24 protein-coding genes are annotated in these 22,107 nt (G+C 72.7%); 14 read left to right on the top strand and 10 right to left on the bottom strand.

The genetic code is table 11. The annotated features are described in order from the left end of the window. Nucleotides 1–260 precede the first annotated feature (260 nt). From NMK34_RS28725 to NMK34_RS28755, 7 genes are all read left to right on the top strand, one after another. On the top strand, nt 261–1,070 hold the full coding sequence (locus NMK34_RS28725; protein ID WP_318335945.1) for a hypothetical protein: 810 nt from the start codon (nt 261–263) through the stop codon (nt 1,068–1,070). Between the two features lie 3 nt (nt 1,071–1,073). Next, complete coding sequence (locus NMK34_RS28730) at nt 1,074–1,274, top strand: hypothetical protein (RefSeq protein ID WP_318335946.1); 201 nt, start codon at nt 1,074–1,076, stop codon at nt 1,272–1,274. A 3-nt stretch (nt 1,275–1,277) separates the two neighbouring features. Then, entirely contained in the window at nt 1,278–2,381 is a 1,104-nt protein-coding gene (locus NMK34_RS28735) for a hypothetical protein (protein WP_318335947.1), read from the top strand. A gap of 11 nt (nt 2,382–2,392) precedes the next feature. Further along, nucleotides 2,393–2,902 carry a hypothetical protein gene (locus NMK34_RS28740; protein WP_318335948.1) on the top strand — a complete coding sequence of 170 codons (510 nt, stop codon included), beginning with the start codon at nt 2,393–2,395 and terminating at the stop codon, nt 2,900–2,902. A 2-nt stretch (nt 2,903–2,904) separates the two neighbouring features. Further along, complete coding sequence (locus NMK34_RS28745; RefSeq protein WP_318335949.1) at nt 2,905–3,975, top strand: helix-turn-helix domain-containing protein; 1,071 nt, start codon at nt 2,905–2,907, stop codon at nt 3,973–3,975. Next, nucleotides 3,972–4,223 carry a hypothetical protein gene (locus NMK34_RS28750; RefSeq protein WP_318335950.1) on the top strand — a complete coding sequence of 84 codons (252 nt, stop codon included), beginning with the start codon at nt 3,972–3,974 and terminating at the stop codon, nt 4,221–4,223. Before NMK34_RS28745 ends, NMK34_RS28750 begins: the two co-directional genes overlap by 4 nt. A gap of 86 nt (nt 4,224–4,309) precedes the next feature. Further along, nucleotides 4,310–6,055 carry a hypothetical protein gene (locus NMK34_RS28755; RefSeq protein WP_318335951.1) on the top strand — a complete coding sequence of 582 codons (1,746 nt, stop codon included), beginning with the start codon at nt 4,310–4,312 and terminating at the stop codon, nt 6,053–6,055. Nucleotides 6,056–6,076: 21 nt separating this feature from the next. Here NMK34_RS28755 and NMK34_RS28760 read toward each other — a convergent pair whose 3' ends face one another. Continuing rightward, nucleotides 6,077–6,334 (bottom strand): GntR family transcriptional regulator, encoded by a 258-nt coding sequence (locus NMK34_RS28760; RefSeq protein ID WP_318335952.1) that lies wholly within the window; start codon nt 6,332–6,334, stop codon nt 6,077–6,079. A gap of 164 nt (nt 6,335–6,498) precedes the next feature. Here NMK34_RS28760 and NMK34_RS28765 point away from each other — a divergent pair, with 164 nt between their 5' ends. Further along, complete coding sequence (locus tag NMK34_RS28765) at nt 6,499–6,753, top strand: hypothetical protein (protein ID WP_141719453.1); 255 nt, start codon at nt 6,499–6,501, stop codon at nt 6,751–6,753. Continuing rightward, on the top strand, nt 6,744–7,010 hold the full coding sequence (locus tag NMK34_RS28770) for a hypothetical protein (protein WP_318335953.1): 267 nt from the start codon (nt 6,744–6,746) through the stop codon (nt 7,008–7,010). The genes NMK34_RS28765 and NMK34_RS28770 overlap by 10 nt, the downstream gene beginning before the upstream one ends. A 79-nt stretch (nt 7,011–7,089) precedes the next feature. On the opposite strand, the gene NMK34_RS28775 is transcribed toward NMK34_RS28770, so the two are convergent. The 3 genes from NMK34_RS28775 to NMK34_RS28785 form a co-directional block, all read right to left on the bottom strand. After that, a complete protein-coding gene (locus NMK34_RS28775) occupies nt 7,090–8,772 on the bottom strand; it encodes a fumarate hydratase (protein ID WP_318335954.1) in 1,683 nt (560 codons plus the stop codon). 76 nt (nt 8,773–8,848) lie between these two features. Further along, entirely contained in the window at nt 8,849–10,285 is a 1,437-nt protein-coding gene (locus NMK34_RS28780; RefSeq protein WP_318335955.1) for a PQQ-binding-like beta-propeller repeat protein, read from the bottom strand. A 121-nt stretch (nt 10,286–10,406) separates the two neighbouring features. After that, nucleotides 10,407–10,895 carry an Lrp/AsnC family transcriptional regulator gene (locus NMK34_RS28785; RefSeq protein ID WP_318335956.1) on the bottom strand — a complete coding sequence of 163 codons (489 nt, stop codon included), beginning with the start codon at nt 10,893–10,895 and terminating at the stop codon, nt 10,407–10,409. 140 nt (nt 10,896–11,035) lie between these two features. Here NMK34_RS28785 and hppD point away from each other — a divergent pair, with 140 nt between their 5' ends. The 4 genes from hppD to hisC are packed head-to-tail and all read left to right on the top strand — an operon-like array spanning nt 11,036 to nt 15,146. After that, the gene (hppD, locus tag NMK34_RS28790; RefSeq protein ID WP_013288921.1) at nt 11,036–12,241 is read left to right on the top strand and encodes a 4-hydroxyphenylpyruvate dioxygenase; all 1,206 of its coding nucleotides are present in this window, start codon (nt 11,036–11,038) and stop codon (nt 12,239–12,241) included. A gap of 10 nt (nt 12,242–12,251) precedes the next feature. Next, nucleotides 12,252–12,938 carry an RDD family protein gene (locus NMK34_RS28795; protein WP_318335957.1) on the top strand — a complete coding sequence of 229 codons (687 nt, stop codon included), beginning with the start codon at nt 12,252–12,254 and terminating at the stop codon, nt 12,936–12,938. Nucleotides 12,939–12,993: 55 nt separating this feature from the next. Beyond that, the gene (locus NMK34_RS28800) at nt 12,994–14,046 is read left to right on the top strand and encodes an RDD family protein (protein WP_318335958.1); all 1,053 of its coding nucleotides are present in this window, start codon (nt 12,994–12,996) and stop codon (nt 14,044–14,046) included. Next, complete coding sequence (gene hisC / locus NMK34_RS28805; protein WP_318335959.1) at nt 14,043–15,146, top strand: histidinol-phosphate transaminase; 1,104 nt, start codon at nt 14,043–14,045, stop codon at nt 15,144–15,146. Before NMK34_RS28800 ends, hisC begins: the two co-directional genes overlap by 4 nt. A gap of 121 nt (nt 15,147–15,267) precedes the next feature. Here hisC and NMK34_RS28810 read toward each other — a convergent pair whose 3' ends face one another. The 5 genes from NMK34_RS28810 to NMK34_RS28830 all read right to left on the bottom strand — a co-directional run bounded on the left by NMK34_RS28810 (nt 15,268) and on the right by NMK34_RS28830 (nt 19,682). Further along, nucleotides 15,268–16,521 (bottom strand): PQQ-binding-like beta-propeller repeat protein, encoded by a 1,254-nt coding sequence (locus NMK34_RS28810; RefSeq protein WP_318335960.1) that lies wholly within the window; start codon nt 16,519–16,521, stop codon nt 15,268–15,270. 67 nt (nt 16,522–16,588) lie between these two features. Beyond that, on the bottom strand, nt 16,589–17,071 hold the full coding sequence (locus tag NMK34_RS28815; RefSeq protein WP_151015152.1) for an SRPBCC family protein: 483 nt from the start codon (nt 17,069–17,071) through the stop codon (nt 16,589–16,591). Between the two features lie 111 nt (nt 17,072–17,182). Next, nucleotides 17,183–17,392 (bottom strand): DUF397 domain-containing protein, encoded by a 210-nt coding sequence (locus NMK34_RS28820; protein ID WP_318335961.1) that lies wholly within the window; start codon nt 17,390–17,392, stop codon nt 17,183–17,185. Between the two features lie 170 nt (nt 17,393–17,562). Beyond that, a complete protein-coding gene (gene fahA, locus NMK34_RS28825; RefSeq protein WP_318336449.1) occupies nt 17,563–18,762 on the bottom strand; it encodes a fumarylacetoacetase in 1,200 nt (399 codons plus the stop codon). 53 nt (nt 18,763–18,815) lie between these two features. After that, complete coding sequence (locus tag NMK34_RS28830) at nt 18,816–19,682, bottom strand: hypothetical protein (RefSeq protein WP_318335962.1); 867 nt, start codon at nt 19,680–19,682, stop codon at nt 18,816–18,818. Nucleotides 19,683–19,776: 94 nt separating this feature from the next. On the opposite strand from NMK34_RS28830, the gene NMK34_RS28835 reads away from it, so the two are divergent. Beyond that, on the top strand, nt 19,777–20,973 hold the full coding sequence (locus NMK34_RS28835) for a homogentisate 1,2-dioxygenase (RefSeq protein WP_318335963.1): 1,197 nt from the start codon (nt 19,777–19,779) through the stop codon (nt 20,971–20,973). Between the two features lie 55 nt (nt 20,974–21,028). Here NMK34_RS28835 and NMK34_RS28840 read toward each other — a convergent pair whose 3' ends face one another. Next, nucleotides 21,029–22,069: an NAD(P)-dependent alcohol dehydrogenase gene (locus NMK34_RS28840; protein ID WP_318335964.1), complete on the bottom strand. Its 1,041-nt coding sequence runs from the start codon at nt 22,067–22,069 to the stop codon at nt 21,029–21,031. Between the last annotated feature and the right edge of the window lie 38 nt (nt 22,070–22,107).

Consider the following 22,107-nt stretch of genomic DNA (forward strand, 5'->3'; position numbering starts at 1 on the left):
GCGTTCCGGCCCCGGTTCGGCCGCCACGAGATGTCCCCTCGGTCCGCGAGATGCCCTCTGGTCAGCGATCCCATGGAAGGGAACCATCGAATGCGAGGGGCCACCGCGCCCCGGCGCACCTGGCGTCCGATTCGTCCGGCCAGGGCTGCCCAACCGAGAGAGGCCCGCTCCGCCCGTCCCCCGGTCGCTGACTCGTCCAGGACCGCCGCGCATAACCGGCATTCTGTTGTATCGCAATCCAGACCAAAGAGGACAAAGACATGGCCCTGATCCCCGGCCAGATCGTCACCCCGCCCGAGCCCGGCCTACGCCGGTACGGCCTGTTCAACGCCGCGAGCGGCCCGCTCGATCTCCCCGCCCCGCACGGTGAGGGGGGCGGCATCCGGTACACCCCCGTCACGTGCGGAGCCGCGTACGCCTACGGCGTTAACTGCTACGGGGGCGAGGTGGCCGCGCCCGCCAAGCCGCTGGACGGCGGCAACCCCGAGGTGACAACCGGCGTGTTCCTCACGCTCGCCACCCTGGAATGCACTCAGGTCGGTTACACCGAGGCCGAGCTACGCGCCCAGGTCATCCGCCGCCTGGAGACCAGCGAACAGCCCACCGTGGAGGCCGCTCTCTGGTCCGGCCTGGACTTCGAGGGCAACGCCCTGGACATCCTCAACCTGGACACCGAGGCCGAGCCTGTCGGGACCAACTACGATCCCGCGCTGATCACGGACGTGGTGGGCGCGCTGGAGCGCTACGCCTACACCGAACAGGGCTACGGGTACGGGGCCACGATCCACGCCCCCATCGAGGCCGCCGCGTTCGCCGCCGAGGCCGGGCTGATCCTCCAGGACGGCCCGCGCAAGGTCACCCCGATGGGCTCCGTCTGGGCGTTCGGCGCGTACCCGCTGGGCGAGGTCATCGTGACCGGCCAGGTGACCCTCTGGCGCGCCCAGGAGGCACAGGTCCACACCTCGTTCGACCGGGAGACGAACCTCCGTCTGATGGTCGCTGAGCGGGCCTGGGCGGCATCGTTCGATTGCCTCGCGGGCCGGGCCACCTTCAACCCGCTGGGGAGCTGACCCATGCGCCCGACCCGCCTCGCCTGGTACCGGCTCGTGTGCCCGGGAACGTGCCCGGCCGATCTCGTCATGGGGGCGGCCGAGGCCGCGCGCCTGGTCCGCGACCACCCGGCCGTCTGCCCCTCCCCCGGTCCCGCCGTCCAGACGTTCGCGGGCGGGGCGGTCATCCGCCCGTTCGTCTACGCCGACCGGATCGGGGGCTGACCCATGCCGCGCAAGCAGAACCCGCCCAAGGCCCGCTGTACCGCCACCGCGCAGACCAGCGGCGAACCGTGCCGCCGCTACGCCACCCCCGGCCGCACCGTGTGCGTCATGCACGGCGCGTACGCCGGTCCGGCAGGGCGGGCGGTGATGGAGGAGCGCACCGAGGCCGAGGTGACGGTGGCAACGCTCCTCGCCGCCTCGGGGGACCGCCCGGTCTGGGAGATCATCCTGGAGGCGGTGGAGAACGTGGACGCGCTCGCCAGGGCCGCCAGGGCGCGCGTGATCGCGGGCGACAGTAGCCGGGACGCGATGGATCGGCTGGCCGAGATGTCCCGGCTGGCCCACGCGATGGCCGCCAGCGCGGTGGCGACCAAGGCCCTGGACATGGCGAACCGGACCGCCCGTCAGTGGGAAGACATGATGTCGGACCGGGTGGGCGCGCTCCTCCTGGACTGGATCGGCATACCGTCCGGCCAGGCTGTGACCGAGGCCATCAAGGTGGCGCTGGGCGGCGTGGACCTGAACGACCCGAGCCCGGCTCCCCGGCCGGACGGCCCGCCGATCCTGGCGCTCGTGAGCCAGGCCCAGGCCGCCGCGCTCGCGCCCCGGCTCGGCCTGGCCGCCGGGGACCTGACCGCCTGGCTTGGCCGCGTGGCGGACGCCGTGGCGGACGGGCGTCCGGTGCCCGATCTGCCGGGCGCTCCGATCGCCGCGCTCCCCCCGGCTCCCGTCCCGGAGCCCGAGTCCGCTCCTCCGGCCGCTGAGCCCGCACCCGCGCGGGACCAGGTGGCCGAGGACATCGCGCACCTGGAGGCCCGGCCCACCCCCAAGCGCCAGGCCGAGGCGGCCCGGCTCCGGCAGACCCATGACCGGGGATTGACACTCCACAGTCAAGCCCCGGCCGAGGAGCCCGAGGTGGTGGACGCCGAGCTGATCGAGCCGGAGCCCGAGGCCGAGCGCCAGCCGTCCCGGATCTTCGACCCGGTGCGCCGGATCTACGTCCGGAACCCCAAGTACGTCCGGCGCGCCAGCGGCTCCAGCGGCGTGACCGCCCTCGGGTATCGCGGGGGCCAGCCCACCATGCCGACCAGCCGCCTGAGCTTCTGAGAGGAACCACGATGACCGACGACCTGGCCGAGTCCTACCGCCGGAGCTGGTTCCCGCCCGGCCTGAGCGAGGTGGAGCGCGCCCAGCGCGCCGAGCTGATGCGCCGGGCCTCGCTCTCGATGCCGCGCCCCCGGGGGCTGACCGCCTCCCAGCACGCCGAGCGCCGGAGCGCCCTGGTGGCCGCCGCCGAGCCGTACCGGAACCCGGACCTGTTGCGCCGGGTCGCGGCCGGGGACCGGCCCACCGAGTTCCGCTCCCGGACCACCTCCTACCAGGGCCAGATCGGGCGCGCCCTGGACGGCGTGCTGAGCCGTCGAACCACGGACGCCCGGCGGGACCTGGCCGCCGCGCTGGGCGCTGCCCGGGGACGCGCGGAGATCCAGGCGGCACGCCAGCGGGGCCGGGCGCTCGCCCGGCGTGAGCAGAGCGCCGCGCTCCTGGCCGCCCTGGACCGGCGCGCCGAGGCCGCCCTGGAGCGCAAGCGGCGTCAGGTCCCCCAGGGTCCGATCCGGCTGATCTGACCATGACCGAGTTCGTGGGCCGCCGCGCCGCCGCCACGTACCTGGGCATCAAGCCCAGCACGCTCGCCAACTACGTGAAGGAGGGGACCGGCCCCGAACGGGAGCTGGACCTGGTGCTGGTGGGCCGTCGATTCCAGGCGGTGTTCACCAAGGACGAGCTGGACCGCTGGCTGGACGAGAACCCCAAGATCAAGAACCGACTGACCACGGAGGACCGAGACATGTTCGCCCGCAAGACCAAGACCCCCAAGCCCGCCCAGGCCAAGACCACCGACCCCCGCGCCGCGCTCGTTCACGCCCTGGCCGATGCCGGGGAGGTCATCGCGTCGGCGTGCGGCACGTGCGGGGCCACGGTCGCCAAGGACGACCCCGAGGCCGAGCAGACCTACCGCCAGGTGGGCACGTGGCCCTACTCCCGGCAGGTCCGCTCCTGGCGCTTCCACCGGGTGTGCTCCCTGTCCACCGGTGGGGCCGAGCTCCTGGCGCTGGCGCTGGACCCCGACGCGCGCCCGGTCCGGGTCACCCAGGCTCACGCGGATGTGGTCCAGAGGATCGGCGCGCCCTTGGCGTACCGGGAGCTGGAGAAAGCCTCGTCCACCGACGCGGGCCGGGGGCGTCGCCCGTTCCAGCACGTCCCCGGGGCTGAGCTGGCCGAGCTCCGCGCGGCCGTGGAGAAGCGTCACCTGGAGCTGACCGTCCCGGTCCCCCACTCCTCCGGCTGGCCGTGCGGGGTGTGCGGCCGGTCTCACGAGCTGGCGGACGCCTGGGACCAGTACCAGGGCCGCCCGGTGTGCGCCGGGTGCTCCCAGCTCATCCAGCGCGCCGGGTGCGAGTTCAACCCGCTGTTGACGGATCTCGCCTTTCAGCGCGCCCGAGACCTGATCCCCGCGCGCCGCCAGGTGAGCCCGTTCCCGCTGGCGCGCGAGATGGCCTCGTACCGGCCGCTCGGTCCCGGGGAGCGGCGCGAGCCCTGGACGTACGTGACCGACCTCCCCGAGGTGCCGCTGACCCAGGAGGAGCGCCTGGCCGAGCTCCTGGCCGAGGCGGAGAAGAAGCTGGCGGTGGCGGCATGAGCACGGCCACCGGGACGCCGGTCACCGTGGAGTGGGGCGGCCGGTCCGCCACGGTGTCCTCCTTCCCCCACCCGCCGGTCCAGGTGGAGGGGCGGCACGCCTGGACGGCCGCGCTGATGTTCGACCTGGCGGACCCGGACCGCGCGCTGATCCTGGACGCCGAAAACCTCCGGTCCGTCACGGTCTTCTGCCGGTGGTGCCGCACGTCCACCGACGACGGGACGCCGTGCCCGGGACTTCCTGGGTGAGGTGCCCTCTGTCCATCAGGACGAGGGGCGGCAACGCTGGAAAGCGTTGCGGCACAACAACTTTGCAGTCTTGAGAGGAGGCGGACGTGTCGGATGTCGGTTCCGCCCGCGTAGAAGTCACTGGCGACGTTCGCCGGTTCGCCCGGGACACCGAGCGCGACCTGGACCGCGCCCTGAGCCGGATCAAGACCCCGACCGTCGACATCAAGGCGGACGTGGACGTGGACCGGGACCGCCTCGGCTCCTCGTTCGCCGGAGCGGGGACCGAGGCCGCCCAGGCGATGACCGAGAGCATCGGGAAGGGCCTGGGCGGGCTCTCCTCCGCGCTGGGGAGCAACCCGTACGTGGCCGCCGCCGGTGCCGCCATCGCGGCCACCATCGCGGCCGTGGCCGCCCCGGCGATCGGCGCGCTCCTGTCCGGCGCGCTCATCGGTGGCGCTGGCCTCGGGGTGATCGGGCTCGGGGCGTGGTTGCTCCGGGAGGAGCCCGCTCTGAAGGCCGCCGCCAGCTCGTTGACGGGCACCCTGAAGACGACCTTCACCGACGCGGCCAAGCCGATGCTCGGCCCCCTGGTGGAGGCGCTGGGGACGTTCGAGGAGCTGGTGAAGCGGATCAGCCCCCAGATCCGCGAGATGTTCAAGGGGCTGGCGGACTCGGGCGCGATCCAGGCGCTGGCCGAGGGCCTGGCCGGGCTGGTGGAGAACGCCCTCCCCGGCTTCCAGGAGCTGATCACGGCGGCCGGGCCGTTCCTGAAGGAGATGGCCGCCGCGCTGCCGGTGCTCGGGACCGGGCTGTCCGTGTTCTTCTCCGCCATCGCGGACGGGGGGCCGGGGGCGGCCCTGTTCTTCAAGGACTTCCTGACCTTCATCGCCAGCATGGTGGCGGGCCTGGGCGTGATGCTGGGCTGGCTGAGCTCGGTCTACCCGGCCGTGCGTCAGTTCTTCATCGACGCGGCTGCCTGGATTCAGGGCGCGATCGGGTGGCTGACCCAGTTCGGCGCGTCAGTGGGCGCGGCGCTGGCTCCCCTGGTCCCGATCTTCACCGGCGTGTGGCAGACCATCAGCGCGGTGGTCAGTACCGCGTGGAAGCTGATCGTGAACGCGGTCACCACCGCCATCAACGTGGTGAAGGGCGTCATCGCCGCTGTCTCGGCCGCCATCCGGGGCGACTGGCAAGGGACCTGGAACGGGATCAAGGCGGTGGTCTCGGCCGTGCTGAACGGCATCCGGACGGCGGTCTCCACCACCCTGAACGGCATCAAGGGCGTGATCTCCGGCGCGCTGAGCACCATCCGGGCCGCCTGGACGGCCGGGTGGAACGCGATGGTGTCGGTGGTCACCGGTGCGGCGTCCCGGGTGCGCTCGGCCGTCACCGGCCTACGTCAGACCGTCATCGGCGCGTTCGCCGCCGCCGGTAGCTGGCTGGCCGATGCGGGCCGCCGGATCATCGACGGTCTGATCTCCGGCATCCGGTCCGGGTTCGATCGGGTGCGCTCCACCCTGAGCTCCCTCACCGGGATGCTCCCGGACTGGAAGGGTCCGGCGGAGGTGGACGACAAGATCCTGTTCGACGCGGGCCAGCGGGTGATGAAGGGCTTCCGGCTCGGCATCGAGGACCAGCGGCGCTCGATCCAGGACACGCTCCAGGGTCTGACCGGGGACCTGCCCTCCTGGACGGCCGGACGGCCGCGCGGTGGGGACGGGGCCTCGGCCACCAACCTGGGCGGGGTGACGTTCAACGTGTACGTCTCGGGCGCGACCGGCCGCGAGGCCGGGGAGGAAGCGGCCGAGGTGATCCTGGAGCGGCTGGGCGCTGCCACGCTCGCCCGGTGACGCGGGGATCGGGCTTGACGCTTAACTGTCAGGGTTCCCGGTGCCGGTGGCCTCGGGCGTGACGAACGTGCCGCGCCCGGTGAAGGTGACCACCCGGCCCTCCTCGCGGAGCTGGTCCAGCGCGGCCCGCACGGTGCCGCGCGCCACGTCGTAGGTCTGCGCCAGCGTGACCTCCCCGGGGAGCTTGTGCCCAGGCTGCCACTCGCCGCTGTCGATCTTCGCCCGTAGCACGTCGGCCAACTGCTCAGCGAATGAGCGCGGTGACCAGGGGTCGATCATGCCTTCAAGGTCTCACCTGTCCAGGCGCGCCACGCTGTCCATGCTGTTCGTTCGATGGACACGGTAGACAGGTTGGCCCTACGGTGACGGGAGACCTTGCAGTCGGTCCCGGGCGGCGCTGACACGCCAGCCCGGGACCTTGATCGGACACGGGAGGTCCGACCGTGAACAGTTTCCCCGACCCGGCTCCCCCGGACGAACCCACACCCGCCCGCCTGATGGAGCTCTACCCGCCCGGCAAGAGCCCGGTCATCGACCGGGCGGAGAACGCGCTCCGGGCGTTCGAGGCCACCGACCGGCCCAGCGCCGAACGTCTGCTGTCCCAGTGGCATCACAGCCCCGAGCTGTCCCGGCGGGAGCGGGCGGCCGTGCTGGCCCGGTTCGACCCCACCGGTTCGAGCGGGAGGGGGTGGACGTGATCCAGCTACCGGCGGTGCGCGTGGTCATCACCGACGCCCCCCAGGGGCAACCGGTCATCGCGTGGCTGGACACCGGGAGCGGCCCCGGGCTGGAGTTGGTGGTCCCGCCGGAGCAACGCTGGCGGATCACGCGGCGGGGTGACGATGACGTGCTGTTGCTGATGCCGGAGCCGGAGGACGTGGAGGCGTTGCGCATCTTCTCGAACGCTCATCAGCTCTGGAACGCCTACGACCCCGACGAACAGGACCCCCTCTGACCGCCAGGGGCTGACCCGAACAGCTCCCGGCACGACAGAGCCCCCCGGCGGCAACCGGGGGGCTCCGTCACGTCTGGGGTCAGGTGGCCGAGCGGTTCCCGATCGTTAGGTAACTCTTAGGACTCATCACATCGGCGAAGAAGTCGTTGCCCTTGTCGTCGACGACGATGAAGGCGGGGAAGTCCTCCACCTCGATCTTCCAGACCGCCTCCATGCCCAGCTCGGCGTATTCGAGCACCTCGACGTGCTTGATGCAGTCCTGCGCGAGGCGGGCCGCCGGGCCGCCGATCGAGCCGAGGTAGAACCCGCCGTGGGCCTGGCAGGAGCGGGTGACCTGGGCGGACCGGTTGCCCTTCGCGAGCATCACCATCGAGCCGCCGGCCGCCTGGAACTTCTCCACGTACGCGTCCATCCGGCCCGCCGTGGTGGGGCCGAACGAGCCGGAGGCGTAACCCTCGGGGGTCTTCGCCGGGCCGGCGTAGTAGACCGCGTGGTCGCGGAGGTATTGCGGCATCGGCTCACCCGCGTCCAGCCGCTCGGCGATCTTCGCGTGTGCGATGTCCCGGGCCACGACGAGCGGGCCGGTCAGGGACAGCCGGGTCTTCACCGGGTACTTCGACAGCTCGGCCCGGATCTCGTCCATCGGCCGGTTCAGGTCGACGCGGACGACCTCCTCGGTCTCCAGCGTCTCGTCGGTCACGTCGGGCAGGTAACGCGCCGGGTCGGTTTCGAGTCGTTCCAGCCAGACGCCCGACGGGGTGATCTTCGCCACCGCCTGCCGGTCGGCCGAGCAGGAGACCGCGATCGCCACCGGGCAGGACGCGCCGTGCCGGGGCAGCCGGACCACCCGTACGTCGTGGCAGAAGTAGCGCCCGCCGAACTGCGCGCCGATGCCGAAGTTACGGGTCAGCTCCAGCACCTCGGCCTCCAGCTCCAGGTCACGGAAGCCGTGCGCGCTCATCGAACCCTCGGTGGGCAGCGCGTCGAGGTATTTCGCGGAGGCGTACTTCGCGGTCTTCAGCGCGTACTCCGCGGAGGTGCCGCCGATGACGATGGCCAGGTGGTAGGGCGGGCAGGCCGCGGTGCCGATGAGCCGCAGCTTCTCCTCCAGGAACTGCATCATCCGCCTGGGGTTCAGCAGCGCCTTGGTCTCCTGGTAGAGGTAGGACTTGTTGGCCGAGCCGCCGCCCTTGGCCATGAACAGGAACTTGTACGCGTCGGCGTGGCCGTCCGGATCCTCGGCGTACAGCTCCACCTGGGCGGGCAGGTTGCTGCCGGTGTTCCGCTCGTCCCACATGGTCAGCGGGGCGAGCTGCGAGTAGCGCAGGTTGAGCCGGGTGTACGCCTGGTAGACGCCGCGCGAGATCGCCTCCGCGTCGGTGCCGTCGGTGAGCACGTGCCGGCCGCGCTTGCCCATCACGATCGCGGTGCCGGTGTCCTGGCACATCGGCAGCACACCGCCGGCCGCGATGTTGGCGTTGCGCAGCAGGTCGAGCGCGACGAAGCGGTCGTTCGGCGAGGCCGCCGGATCGTCGATGATCGCGCGGAGCTGAGCCAGGTGGGCCGGGCGCAGGAAGTGGGCGATGTCGTGCATCGCCTCGGCCGTCAGCGCGGTCAGCGCGCCCGGATCCACGGTGAGGAACCGGCGGCCTCCGGGGCCGTTGACGACGTCCACGCCCTCGTCGGTGACCAGGCGGTATTCGGTCTGGTCGGGACCGGTCGGCAGCAGGGGTGCGTACGAGAAGGCGGCGGCACTGCTCATGACCGAAAAGCCTAGGGCAGAGGCGTCGATCGGTGGCACCCGCAGGTCGGTCCTGGGACGACCCTCTCACCCGCTGTCACTTGCCGTCGGCGCAGAGTTCCCGTTTCGGTCCGCAACTTCCCTGGTCGCTCGGCGGACGCCAGCTGCCTCCCGGGTCGGGCGCCACCGGCGCGCCGTCCTGGTCCGGCCCCGGCGCCTCGGACGTGCCGGCGCCCCAGCGGACGTACCCGATCTCCCGCCCCTCGCCGATGATCATGCCGTTCGGGCCGACCGCCAGCGCGTTGGCGGAGGTGCGCAGCTCGACCAGCACCCGGCCGTCCCGAGGCCCGACCGCGATCAGCCGGGACGGCTTCTCCTCGCTGATCACCGCCGCGTACGGGGTGAGCGCCGCGCCGGCCTTGCCGCCCGCCGGGCGGGTCCACCGGGTCCGGTCGGCCGACAGCTCGCGGCCCAGCAGCGAGTCCTTGTCGGCGCTGCGCACCACGGCGTAGCGGTCGTCCACGGCGAGCAGCTTCTCGCCGTCCGCGCCGACCTGGAGCAGCCGGCCGTCGTACCCGTCGAGTACCGCCTCGCGGCCGTCCGGGGCGACCCCGATGAGGACGTTGCGCCCACCCTGCGGGTCCTCCCGCTGCACGCAGCCGGCGTAGTCGGCGGTGCGCAGGTTGATCCCGGTACGCCGCCACACCTGCTGACCGGTGGCCGGATCCACGGCGGTGACCGCGTAGTAGCAGCTCCCGTCGCGGGAGGTGGCCGCGATCCGCAGCAGCCGGCCGCCGACCACGGCTAGCCGCTCCTCCCGGCCGGGCTGGACGTTCTGGAGCACCCGGCCGGTGGCGGTGTCCACCACGTGCACCCGCCCGTCGACCGGGAAGCCGAGCAGCGGCGGGACGGACTCCGGCCCGGCCACCCCGCCGTCGATCCGGGTGGCGCCGAGCCGCCGGGTGCCGAGAAGTTCCGGGTTGTCGGCGAGCACGCCGCTGTGCACGCCGGGCAGGAACGCGCTCCACAGCGGAGCGGTGCCGCGCGGATCCCAGGCGCGCAGCGTGCAGTCGGTGGCCTGCACGCAGTACGCGTCCAGCAGCAGGTTCCGGTAGGTCCAGACGGCGATCGCGCGATCGTCACGGCGCCGGGTCACGCCGCTGACCGGGTCGAGCACATCGTACCCCTTGTCGAGCAGCTTGCCCACGGCGACGACCGACTCCCGGCCGCTGCCCGCGACCGCCGACCAGTCGGCCTTGCGCTCCCACAGCTGGCCGCCGTCGGCGAGGTTGCGCGCCTCGACGCGGGTGCGCTGCTCGACGATCACGGTGTCGCCGGCGATGGTGACGCTGCGCGGCGTGCCGCCGACGCGCTGCTGCCAGACCACGTCGGGCTCGCTGATCGGCTTGCTGCGGTCGACCCAGTCCCACAGCGCCGGGAACGGGTTCCAGACGCCGGTCGCGGCGAGTACGACCACGGTGACGAGCCCGAGCAGCAACCAGCCGCGTATCCCTAGGCCCTTCACACCGCACACGGTAGCGACGATCACCGGTCCCCCGGGCCGCGTGCGGTGCGTGTCGCGGCGCTTCTTGGGCGGTCCGGGGTGTTAATAAGGGGCCCTTTTACCTCCGGAGGCGTTAACAGGGGGCCCTTCCTTACCCGCGGGCGGCGGAGCGGACCAGCGGCAGCGTTCGGTACGGGATCTGCTCGGCCAGCGCGATGATGGTGGACGCGCGGCGGATGCCCTCCGAGGCGACGATCTGGTCGATGACCCGCTGGAGGTCGGTGTTCGACCGGGCGACGATGCGGCAGAGCAGATCGCTGGAGCCGGTGATGGTGTGCGCCTCCAGCACCTCGGGGATCGCCGCCAGGTGCGCGGTGACCTGGTCGTGACCGTGCCGCTGGCTGATCTCCAGGGTGACGAAGCTGGTCACCCCGAACCCGATCGCGGCGGGGGTGATGTCCGGCCCGAACCCGGTCACCACGCCCCGGTCCACGAGCTTGTCGAGCCGGGCCTGGACCGTGCCGCGGGCGACGCCGAGGCGCCGGGAGCACTCCAGCACGCCGATCCGGGGCTCCTCCGCGAGCAGTTCGATCAAGCGCGCGTCCAGTTCGTCAAGCTGTACATCCTGACCAGTGTTCATGGTGTCCGACGGTACCGAATGCACAACCTGACCAGGAATAACGCCAACTGTTGCCCAACTCACCGCGATCCGTAGATCCTCGCCGGAAGAGCACATCCACGGCGGCCCACGAGGCCGGCCGGTACGCGAGGGAGGCCACCATGACCCAGGCGATCGACCGACCCCAGTCGACCGAGGAGGTCGACGTCGACGCTCTCGTCGGCGCAGTCGACCACGACATCACCCGCGACCCTTTCCCGGTCAAGGGCATGGACCACGTCCACTTCCTGGTGGGCAACGCCAAGCAGGCCGCGCACTACTACTCCACCGCGTTCGGCATGACCTGCGTGGCGTACCGGGGGCCGGAGCAGGGCTACCGCGACCACGCGCAGTACGTGCTCACCAGCGGTTCGGCCCGCTTCGTGCTGACCGGCGCGGTCCGCCCGGACGCCGACGGCGCCGAGCACGTGGCGAAGCACAGCGACGGCGTCTCCGACATCGCGCTGGAGGTGCCGGACGTGGACGCCGCGTACGCGCACGCCGTGGCGCAGGGCGCGACCGGCCTGGTCGAGCCGCACGACGTCAGCGACGAGCACGGCACCGTGCGGATGGCGTCCATCGCCGCGTACGGCGACACCCGGCACAGCCTGGTCGACAGGTCCCGCTACACCGGCCCGTTCCTGCCCGGCTTCGTGGCCCGCGGCCCGATCGTGGACCGGCAGCCGATGATCGACGCCGGCCTCCAGCCGAAGCGGTTCTTCCAGGCCGTCGACCACGTGGTCGGCAACGTGGAGCTGGGCCGGATGGACGAGTGGGTCGAGTTCTACAAGCGCGTCATGGGCTTCTCGAACATGGCGGAGTTCATCGGCGACGACATCGCCACCGACTACTCGGCGCTGATGAGCAAGGTCGTCGCCAACGGCACCCGCAAGGTGAAGTTCCCGCTCAACGAGCCGGCCGTGGCCCGCAAGAAGTCGCAGATCGACGAGTACCTGGAGTTCTACCAGGGCCCGGGCGCCCAGCACATCGCCGTGGCCACGAACGACATCCTCGCCAGCGTGGACGCCATGCGCGCGGCGGGCGTCGAGTTCCTGGACACCCCGGACTCGTACTACGAGGATCCGGAGCTGCGCGCCCGCATCGGCAACGTCCGGGTGCCGATCGAGGAGCTCCAGTCCCGCAAGATCCTGGTCGACCGGGACGAGGACGGCTACCTGCTCCAGATCTTCACCAAGCCGGTGCAGGACCGCCCCACCGTCTTCTTCGAGCTGATCGAGCGGCACGGCTCGCTCGGCTTCGGCAAGGGCAACTTCAAGGCCCTGTTCGAGGCGATCGAGCGCGAGCAGGAGAAGCGCGGGAACCTGTAACACTGTCCGCGTGACCCAGCCTGCTCCGAACCCGCCGCCGCCCGCCGGTCCTCCACCCGCGGGCGGCGGCTTCGCGCCGCCCGGCGGACCGGCGGTGCCCGCGCAGCACGTTCCTCCGGGGTACGCCGGCCCGCCCGGCTACCCGCCGCCCGGGTACGCCCCGGTCCCCCTCCCGCCCCCGGTGGCGCCGAACGGGCAGCCGCTGGCGAGCTTCGGTGACCGGCTGCTCGCCTACCTGATCGACACCGCAGTCGCCATGGCGGTGACGATGGCGCTGTTCCTGCCGGTCTTCTTCCTCGTCTCCGTCCGGATGATCGACGAGATCGAGCAGGCCGGCCCGAACGGCCCCGACCCGGCCGAGCTCTGGACGGGCGTGCTCCTGCCGCTGTTCGCCGCCGAGCTCGGGGTCCTGCTGCTGATGCTCGCCTTCTACTGGGTCTACCACGTCGAGTACGCCCGCCGGACCGGGCAGACGCTGGGCAAGAAGGTGATGAAGCTGCGGATCGTGCCGGTGCAGCCGGACGCCGAGCTGAGCCGGGGCACGCTCGGCAAGCGCTGGGTCGTCGAGTTCGCCGGCGGGATGTTCGTGCCGTTCCTCAGCTACCTCGACGGTTTCTGGCAACTGTGGGACAAGCCCTGGCAGCAGTGCCTCCACGACAAGTTCGCCGGAACGGTCGTCGTTAAGGTTGGCCCGTGAGCGCGAGGAGTGAGCCGGGTCTGCGAGCCCCGCAGTCGCGAATGAGGACGGCATCGTGAGTTTGGAACCCGGCTGGTACGTCGACCCCGCCGATCCGGAGACCCGCCGCTGGTGGGACGGCGAGGGATGGATCGGTGCGCCGATCCCGGTCGACGTCACCCCGCCCGAGGGCCCGCCGCCCGCCGAACCGGAGCCCGCGCCGGCCGCCGCGACGCCCGCCGCCGACCAGCATGCCCCGCGTCCCGGCGGCCGCCCCGACGCGACGCCGACGTCCGGCACGCCGGGCGGACCGGGCCCGTGGCCGGGGCAGCCGGGCCAGCCGGGCCAGGCAGGCCCGTGGCCGGGGCAGCCGGTTCCGGCGAACCCGTGGCCGGGCCAGCCCGGACAGCCGGGTCAGCCGGGTCCGGCGAACCCGTGGCCGGGCCAGCCCGGACAGCCGGGTCAGCCGGGCACGCAGGGGCCGCCGCCGGGCTGGCTGTATCCGCACTGGCCCGGAGCGCAGCCGGTCCCGCGCCCGCACGGACTGCCACTGGCGTCGTACGGCGCCCGGCTGGTCGCGCGCCTGATCGACTTCGGCGTGGTGTTCCTGCTCAACGCCGTGGTCAACGGCTGGTTCGTGTGGCGCTACATCGAGGCGGTCTCCCCGTACCTGCGCGAGTCGGTGCGCCGGGCGCTGAACGGCGACACGTCCACCGAGGGACTGCCCCAGATCGACGACCAGGCCGGCGGCCTCCAGATCGCGATCCTGGTGATCGCCACCGCGCTCTGGTACGCGTACGAGGTGCCGTCGATGGCGGCGCGCGGTCAGACCTTCGGCAAGCGGCTGATGGGCATCCGCGCGCTGCCGGTCGAGGCGGACCAGCCGCTCGGCTTCGGCCGGGCCACCCGGCGCTGGAGCACGCTCGGCCTGCCGACGCTGCTCTGGTACTGCTGCGGACTGGGCCTGGTGCTCCAGCTCATCGACGCGGTATCGCCCCTGTTCGACCATCCGCTGCGCCAGGCCCTGCACGACAAGCGGGCGCAGACGGTGGTGGTCCAGCTCCCCCGCAAGCGTGACCCCCGTACCACCCCGCCCGAGAGCGCCGACACCCCGGGAGACACCCCATGACCGACACCGGACGCCAGCAGCCCGCGCTGCGGCTCACCCGCGCCGACCTGGACGCGCTGCCCAACTACGTGCCCGGCCGCAGCCCGGCCGACCTGGCCCGCGAGCTGGGACTGGCCGAGGCGATCAAGCTGGCCAGCAACGAGGTGCCGTACGGCCCGCTGCCGGGCGTGGTGGAGGCGGTCGCGGAGGCGGTGGCGGGTTCGCACCGCTACCCGGACATGGGCGTGGTGGCGCTGCGTCAGGCGCTCGCCGAGCGGTACGGCGTGGACGCCGACCGGATCGCCACCGGCTGCGGTTCGGTGGCGCTGGCCGAGCACCTGGTGCGCGCCACCTGCCTGCCCGGTGACGAGCTGCTCTACTCGTGGCGCTCGTTCGAGGCGTACCCGATCATCGCGGCGACCAGCGGCGCGACGAGCGTGCGGGTGCCGAACGACGCCGGCCACGGCCACGACCTGGACGCGATGGCGGCGGCGGTGACCGACCGGACCCGGATGGTCCTGGTCTGCAACCCGAACAACCCCACCGGTACGGCGGTGCGCCGGGCCGATCTGGACCGCTTCCTCGACGCGATGCCGGACGACGTGCTCGTGGTGATCGACGAGGCGTACCGGGAGTTCGTCACCGACCCCGAGGTGCCGGACGGCCTGACCTACCTGGACCGGCCGAACGTGGCGGTGCTGCGCACACTGTCCAAGGCGTGGGGCCTGGCCGGTCTGCGGATCGGCTGGCTGGTCGCGGCGCCGGAGGTGGCCGCCGCCGTGCGCAAGGTGGTCACCCCGTTCTCCACCAGCATGGCCGCCCAGGCCGGCGCGTTGGCCGCGTTGGCGCAGGCCGACGAGGTGGAGCGGCGCTGTGCGCTGGTCGTGGCCGAACGGGACCGGGTCACCGAGGCGCTGCGCAAGTTCGTCCCGGACGTGCCGGACAGCCAGGCCAACTTCGTCTGGCTGCCGCTGGGCGAGCGGGCGGTGGAGTTCGGCCGGGCGTGCGAGGCGCGTGGCGTGATCGTCCGCCCGTTCCCCGGCGACGGTGTCCGGGTCACCATCGGCACCCCGGCCGAGAACGACGCGTTCCTGGCCGCCGCAGAGGCCGCGCTGGCCTGACCGGGCGCGCCCGGCGCCGGTCCGTCAACCCCCTACGGACCGGCGCCGGGCGTCTTCGTCCGACCGATCAGACAAGAGGACTATAGGGGCTTTTGTCCGATTTGAGGCTTGACCCGCCGGATCAGGTCACCGCGAGCAACACCGGTTCGGCCATCAGGAAGTAGCCCTGGTCGTCGTCCTCCGGAGCGGCCTGCTCCCGCAGCCGTTCCACAGCGACGTAGCCGCCCACCGCGTACGCCCGCCCCGGCCGCCAGCCGATCCCGTCCCGTCCCAGGTCGAGCACGAAACTCGACCGGGTCGTCCCGGTGAGCGGGTCGACGGTGACCAGTTCCCGCCGGTCGGTCAGCAGGTGCACCCGCCCCGGCTCGGTCGCGAGCACCCGGGCCGGATGGATGTCCGCCCGGCGCCACAACTCCTCGCCGGTACGCGCCGAGCGCCCGACCACCACCGGGCCGGACGTGTCCACCGCCCGTTCGCCGTCGAGCACCGTGTCCGGGTGGTCCAGGCCCGGCGCGGCGGCCGGCTCACCCGGGTCGGTCACCAGCCAGCCCCGGCTGCCCGCGCCGTCCGGCCCGGCGGTACGCAGTCCACGGCAACCGGAGTGCCCGTGCGGGCAGCCCACCGGCGTGACGACGAGTTGCTCCGGCGCGTCCGGCGGCCGCCAGCGGGTCCGCACCGTACCGGTCGCCGCGTCCCGCAGCTCGACCGCGGCCGGGCCGTCGCAGCTGTCCACCCCGACCATCTCGCCGCTCGCGGTGGTGCCCACGTCGGACCGGCAACCCCTGCCCACGTCGACGCCCCAGAGCCGGCGGCCGTCGGCCAGGTCGTAGCCGCCGAGCCCGCCCGGACCGGCCGCGAGCAGCACGGTCCGCCCGTCCGCAGCGCGTGCCACGTGCAGCCCGGCCGGATCCCAGACCGTGGCGGCGAAGGTGCGTCGCGGCTCCGGCACCGACCCCGGCTGCGGGCCGTCGGCCCGCCACGCCACCCGCCCGGTACGCGCGTCGAGCGCCACCAGCTTCCCGTCGGACCAGCGGCTGACCACTGTGGTCCCCTCGGCGAGCACGCCGACAAGCGTCGCCGGCCAGCGGCGGAAGGACCAGAACGGGGTGACCCGGTGCCGCCCGGTGACCGGCTGGTCCGCGTACACCTGACGGGCGCCCGCGTAGACGCGGAGGCGGCCGTCCACGACGAGCGGCGCCACCGGCAGCCGCGCGAGCACCCCGGCGGGCGGCGCGGGCGCCGCCGGGTAGGGCTCGCGGGCCGGGGTGTCGACCTCGGCGGGTGCCAGCACCCGGACGACCACGGCGACCGACGCCGCGACGGCGAGTACCGTCACCAGCGCCACCACGGCCCGCCGCTTCGCGGCCTTCGCCATCCGTCACCTCCGCCCCGGCACCCTACCGGCCGTGTGCGGGCGGGGTGCGGGGAGCGGCCGGGTCGGCTCAGGCGGCCTCGGTGGACCGGGCGGGACCGGCGGCCAGCGCCAGGTCGGCCAGGTCACGCCGGAGCGCGCCCTCGACCGCGCGGGCGGCCAGGCCGCCGAGGATCAGGGCCAGCACCCGCCCGTACGCCCGGGTCGGCACCGCCTCCTGCTCGACGGTGACCTCGGTGCAGCCGCGCCGCCGACGCTCGACGGTACGCAGCGTCCAGGTGATCCGGTAGTCGGCGCCGGCGCCGCGCGACCCGAGCACCAGGCGGCCGGGCGCGACCGCCTCGATCACCTCGAACTCCTCCGGTTCGGTGCCGCCGTCCGGCCGGACGCGGGTCTCCCGCCACACGGTGCCCGGTCCGAACCCGCCGGTGCCGAGGACCTCGACCGCGTCCACCGCCGAGAGCCAGTCGGCGCGGGCCGGGAGGTCGGTGAGGAGCCGCCACAGGTCGGCGTCCTGCGCTTCGATGAATGCGGAAACGGTCACCGTCGACATGGCACCTCCCGTGTCGTACACGGTACGGGCCGTGACCGGAAACGGGGAGCCTCCCGGTGACATTTCCACCACCGGTGCCCCCGCCGGGGCACCGGTGTGGCGCGAGGGCGGTCAGCCGCGGAGCGTGCCGCCCCGCAGCGCGGTGACGAACGCGGCCCAGCCCGGCGGGCTCACCGCGAGCGCCGGACCGTCCGGGTCCTTCGAGTCGCGTACGCCCACCACGCCGTACGCGGCGACCACGTTCGTCGCCACCTCGACGCAGAGACCCTGATCGTTCGAGCGGCTGCTGGTGCGCCAGACGGCACCGGTCAACTCGGTCATGCTCGGTCCTTCCTGTTTCGGCTTCCGCTGGTACGCCCGGCCCGGCACCGCGGGCGGCTCCCGGGAGGAGCCACCGGCCGGGGCGTACGTGATCCGGAGCGATCAACGGGGAAGGAAACGGCCCCGGTCGCACATCGGGTGCGACCGGGGCCGGTTCGGAAGGTCGGATCTCAGCGGGCCGGGAGGATCGTCCCGGTGACCTCGCCCAACGCGACTGTGGTGCCGTCCGGGCCGGGCGCGGTGGCGGTGATCGTCACCGTGTCGCCGTCCTCCAGGAACGTCCGCTCGCTGCCGTCGGCGAACTTGACCGGCTCGGATCCGCCCCAGGTCAGCTCCAGGAACGACCCGACCTGGCCGCGCTCCGGACCGGAGACGGTGCCGGAGGCGTAGAGGTCGCCGGTACGCAGCGACGCGCCGTTGACGGTGAGGTGCGCGAGCTGCTGCGCCGGGGTCCAGTACATGCCGGCGAACGGCGGCTCGGCGACCCGCTCGCCGTTCCACTCGACCGACAGCGTCAGGTCCAGCCCGAGGTGCGGGGTGTCGCGCAGGTAGTCCTGCACCGGCGGATCCTGGTCCGGCGCGGGTACGAACGCGTCGGCCAGCGCCTCCAGCGGCGTCACCCAGGCCGCGACGGAGGTGGCGAACGACTTGCCGAGGAACGGCCCGAGCGGCTGGTACTCCCACGCCTGGATGTCCCGGGCCGACCAGTCGTTGACGAGCACCACGCCGAACACGTGGTCGGCGAAGTCGGCCACCGGCACCCGCTCGCCGAGCCGGCTCGGCACGCCCACCACGAAGCCCACCTCGGCCTCGATGTCCAGCCGGACCGAGGCGCCGGTCGTCGGGCCCTGCGCGCTGGCCCGCTGACCGGTCGGGCGGATCACCGGGGTGCCGGAGACGACCACGGTGCCGGCCCGGCCGTGGTAGCCGATCGGCACGTGCTTCCAGTTCGGCAGCAGCGGCGGCTGGCCGGGCCGGAAGATCTGCCCGACGTTCGAGGCGTGGTGCTCGGAGGAGTAGAAGTCGACGTAGTCGGCCACCTCGAACGGCAGCGCCATCTCGACCTCGCGCAGCGGCACCAGCAGCGGCTCGGCCGCCGCCCGGCGCTCCGGCTCGGTGAGCAGCTCGACGATCCGCTGCCGGACCGCCGTCCACTGCGGGCGGCCGAGCGCCATGAAGGCGTTGAGCGTCGGCCGGCCCAGCGCGCCGCCGGCCAGTACCAGACCGGCGGCCTCCGCGCCGGCCAGGTCCAGCGCGAAGTCGCCGATGCGGACGCCGATACGCGGCTCACCTCCGCCGCGCCGGAACACGCCGTACGGCAGGTTCGTCACCCCGTACGGCGACCCCGCCGCCCCTGGTACCCAGGTCATGCCGTTCTGGCCGGGCATGCCCTCACGGCCCTCGCTCCGCTCGGTGCGTTCGGTCATGCCTCGAAGCCTCCGTTCACCAGCCCCAGCCGGATCAGATCGGTAAGTGGTTCGGAGATGCTGCACGAGCCGTACCCGACCCAGAGTGGGCGCTCGGCGTCGCGGTGCGCCCGGGCCGGCTCGACCACGCGTACCGGGTCGGTGGCGGCGAGCAGCTCGGCCACGCCGTCCACCTCGGCTCCCCCGACGGCGGCGAGCGTGGCACCAAGCACGTTGACGAAACCGTGGTGGTTGAAGCCGGTCTCCGGGTCGCGGTGCCGGATCGCGTGGTGCAGCCCGGCGGTGAGCTTGAACGGCAGCTTACGGTCCCGGCACGCGCAGATCACCGCGGCCAGCTCGACCGGGGTGGGGAACAGCTCGGCGGCGAGCCCACCGGTACGGAACTTGGCGGCCACCGGCAGCCCGGCGGCGCGTGCCTCGGCGAGCGTGTCGAGCGCGCCCATCAGCCCGAAGGTCAGCGGGATCTCCGCGTACACGGGGGTGCCGTCGAGCCGGCCGGCGAGCGTCATCAGCTCGGACAGCCCGGGTTGCGGGTTCTCGCCGCGCTTGGCGACCGGCGCCTCGATCTGCCGGGCGGTCACCCCGTCGGGCGCGAGCGCGTCCAGCGCCTGCGGGAGCTGGTCCAGGCCGGTGTCGCCGATCAGCCCGATGACCAGGCCCTCGGCCGGGTCCACCAGGCCGCTCAGCGATCCGCGCTGGATCTCCGAGGCGGGCAGCAGCAGCGGGCCGACCATGTCCGCGTACCAGGCGGTGCGGTGGATGCGGTGCGCGGTCACCGCGTCGGGCAGCGGGGCGTTGCCGGGCGGGAAGACCGCGGCGTCGTCCACCAGGCCGGAGAGGAGGCGGGGCACCTGCGTTGACACGAGACAAGAATGTACGGGACGCTACGAGGAACGGACAACAGCGTCCGATTATCGGACGCCACCGGCCGGAGAACGGGACATATCGGGAGGCGAGATGCCGTACTACCGCAGCGTCGGCGACGTGCCGCGCAAGCGCCACACCCAGTTCCGCCAGCCCGACGGCACGCTCTACGCGGAGGAACTGGTCGGCCAGGAGGGCTTCTCCTCCGACTCGTCGCTGCTCTACCACCGGCACGCGCCGACCGCGATCCTCGCCGCGCAGGAGTACGCCCCGCCCACAGTCACCCGCGTGCCGAACCTGCCGCTCAAGCCGCGCCACCTGCGCACCCACAAGCTCGACGGCACCGGCGCGGACCCGGTGCTCGGCCGGCAGTACCTGCTCGCCAACGACGACGTACGGATCGCGTACGTGCTCGCCGACCGGCCGTCGCCGCTGTTCCGCGACGCCACCGGCGACCACTGCCTCTACCTGGAGGCCGGGTCGATGCGGGTCGAGTCGCCGTTCGGCGTGCTCGACGCGGTAGCGGGCGACTACGTCGTCATCCCCACCTCTACCATCCACCGCCTGGTGCCCACCGGCGACGAACCGACCCGGCTGCTCGCCGTCGAGGCGTCCGGACACATCGGGCCGCCCAAGCGCTACCTCTCCGTACGCGGCCAGTTCCTGGAGCACGCGCCCTACTGCGAGCGCGACGTCCGGGGACCGGACACCCCGCTGCTCGTCGACGGCGAGGAGGTGGAGGTGCTGGTCAAGCACCGGTCTCGGGCCGCAGGCCCGGGTGGCAGCGGCACAGCATGGACGCGTCATGTTTATGCGAACCACCCGTTCGACGTGGTCGGCTGGGACGGGCACATGTACCCGTGGGCGTTCTCCATCCACGACTTCGAACCGATCACCGGGCGGATCCACCAGCCGCCGCCCGTGCACCAGACGTTCCAGGGCCCGAACTTCGTCATCTGCTCGTTCGTGCCGCGCAAGGTGGACTACCACCCGGCCGCCATCCCGGTGCCGTACAACCATCACAACGTCGACTCCGACGAGATGCTGTTCTATACCGGCGGCAACTACGAGGCCCGGCGCGGCTCCGGCATCGAGCAGGGCTCGATCTCGCTGCACCCGTCCGGCTTCACCCACGGCCCGCAGCCGGGCGCGGCCGAGCGGTCGATCGGTGCGGAGTTCTTCGACGAGCTGGCGGTCATGGTGGACACGTTCCGCCCGCTCGACCTCTGCGACGCGGCCGCCGCCTGCGAGGACGACGGCTACGCCTGGACCTGGGCGCGCAAGTCCTGACGTACGCGAGAAGGGGCCGCGCCCGGCACGGACGCGGCCCCTTCTCACGCGGTCGTCAGAACGTGGACGCGTCGATGACGAAGCGGTAGCGCACGTCGGAGGCGAGCACCCGCTCGTACGCCTCGTTGATCTTCTCGGCCGGAATCACCTCGATCTCGGCGCCCAGCCCGTGCTCGGCGCAGAAGTCGAGCATCTCCTGGGTCTCCGCGATGCCGCCGATGTTCGACCCGGCGAACGACCGCCGGGCCGGGATCAGCGAGAACGCGTGCACCGACAGCGGCTTCTCCGGGGCGCCCACGTTGACGAGCGTCCCGTCCACCGCGAGCAGCCGCAGGTACGCGTCCATGTCGAGGGTCGCGCTCACCGTGTTGATGATCAGGTCGAACGAGCCGGCCAGCTCGGTGAACGTGTCCTCGTCGGCTGTCGCGTAGTAGTGGTCGGCGCCGAGCCGCAGCCCGTCCTCCCGCTTCTTCAGCGACTGCGACAGCACCGTCACCTCGGCGCCCATCGCGTGGGCCAGCTTCACGGCCATGTGACCGAGACCGCCCATGCCGATCACCGCCACCCGGCGGCCCGGCCCGGCGTTCCAGTGCCGCAGCGGCGAGTACGTGGTGATGCCGGCGCAGAGCAGCGGCGCGGCGGCGTCCAGCTCGATGCCGTCCGGGATGCGCAGCACGAAGTCCTCGGTGACCACGATGGCCTGCGAGTAGCCGCCCTGGGTCGGCTCGCCGTCCCGGCCCACCCCGCCGTACGTGCCGGTGCTGCCCTTCAGGCAGTACTGCTCCAGCCCCTTGCGGCAGTTGTCGCACTCCCGGCAGGAGTCGACGAGGCAGCCGACGCCGACCCGGTCGCCGACGGCGAACTTCGTGACCGCCGAGCCGACCTCACGTACCACGCCCGCGATCTCGTGACCCACCACGATCGGGTAGCGGGTCGGGCCCCACTCGCTGCGCGCGGTGTGGATGTCGGAGTGGCAGATGCCGGAGAACCTGATGTCGATGAGAACGTCGTCCGGTCCGAGATCGCGCCGCTCGATGGTGGTCGGGGCGAGCGGATCGGTCGCGGACGTCGCCGCGTAGGCGTTGACGGTGAGCACTGATTCCCGCTTCCTTCAGCCGGTGTTTCCGGTCCTCC

It is taken from the genome of Micromonospora sp. BRA006-A (genome assembly GCF_033433935.1).
Taxonomy (GTDB): Bacteria; Actinomycetota; Actinomycetes; order Mycobacteriales; family Micromonosporaceae; genus Micromonospora; species Micromonospora aurantiaca.